Genomic DNA, 1,217 nt, shown 5'->3' on the forward strand with positions numbered 1-1,217 from the left:
CATCCCGATCTGCGCATCCGTGGTGAACTCGTTGTCCATCTCGAGATCCCGGGCGACGACCTCGCGGCGGACGTGATCGATGTCGAGCGACTCGCCGCCCGGGTGACGCGTCATCTGCTCGAGCAGCGATTCGAGATCGTTCTCGACGATGAAGTCCTCTCCCTCATCGAGGAACGCCTGCACCGGACCTGTCGGCCCCTTGGCGAGTCTCGACTTCAGCAGCAGACCGACGTCCTTTCCTGTGAGATCAGGATTCTGCTCGCTGCCCGAGAGGGCGAACTCCTTCTCGACGATCTGACGCGATGTGACGAACCAGGAATGGTCGTATCCGGTGGTTCGCAGGTGGGCGAGCGTGCCCAGAGTGTCGAAGCCGGGAAAGAGCGGCGGCACAGGCAGCCGTCTGCCCGTCGCGTCCAGCCAGAGAGAGGAGGGACCGGGAAGGATGCGGATGCCGTGCGACGGCCACACCGGGTCCCAGTTCTTGATGCCCTCGACGTAATGCCACATGCGGTCGCCGTTTATGAGCCGGGCGCCCGCCGCCTCGGATACGGCGTGCATCGAACCGTCGACATACGCGGGCACCCCGGTGAGCATCTTCTGGGGCGGCACTCCGAGGCTCTGCGGCCACGCTGCCCGGACGAGGTCGTGGTTGCCGCCGATGCCGCCCGACGAGACGATCGTCGCAGCGGCGCTGATCTCGAAATCGCCGATCACCTCGCGCGACGACTCGACGCCACGCGCGGCCGGGGTCGATTCGAGGATCGCCCCGCGCGCGCCGGTGATCGCCCCGTCGGTGCTGACGAGTGCGGTGACCCGGTGGCGGGGGAGGATCGTCAGTCGTCCCTCGCGCTCGCCCTGCTCGACGGCGGCCGCGAACGGGGCCACGACGCCCGGGCCCGTGCCCCAGGTGATGTGGAACCGCGGCACGGAGTTGCCGGGGCCGAGGGCCCCGTATCCGCCCCGCTCAGCCCAGCCGACCACGGGGAAGAAGCCGACGCCGCGCTCGCGGAGCCACGCTCGTTTCTCGCCCGCGGCGAACTGCAGGTAGGCCTCCGCCCATCGACGCGGCCAATGGTCTTCCGCGCGGTCGAACGATGCGGTGCCGAACCAATCCTGCGTCGCCAGAGCGAGGGAGTCCTTGATGCCCATGCGACGCTGTTCGGGAGAATCGATGAGGAACAGTCCGCCGAACGACCACCACGCCTGACCCCCGAGGT

Annotated in this window: 1 protein-coding gene; it reads right to left on the reverse strand. The window is 68.3% G+C overall.

Going from position 1 to position 1,217, the window contains the following annotated elements; genetic code table 11:
* Positions 1 to 1,217, reverse strand: a 1,217-nt coding sequence (locus J7E68_RS16470) for an FAD-binding dehydrogenase (protein WP_215174417.1), incomplete at both ends; no start/stop codon positions are given.

This window comes from Microbacterium sp. ISL-103 (assembly GCF_018613995.1).
In the GTDB taxonomy this organism is placed as follows: domain Bacteria; phylum Actinomycetota; class Actinomycetes; order Actinomycetales; family Microbacteriaceae; genus Microbacterium.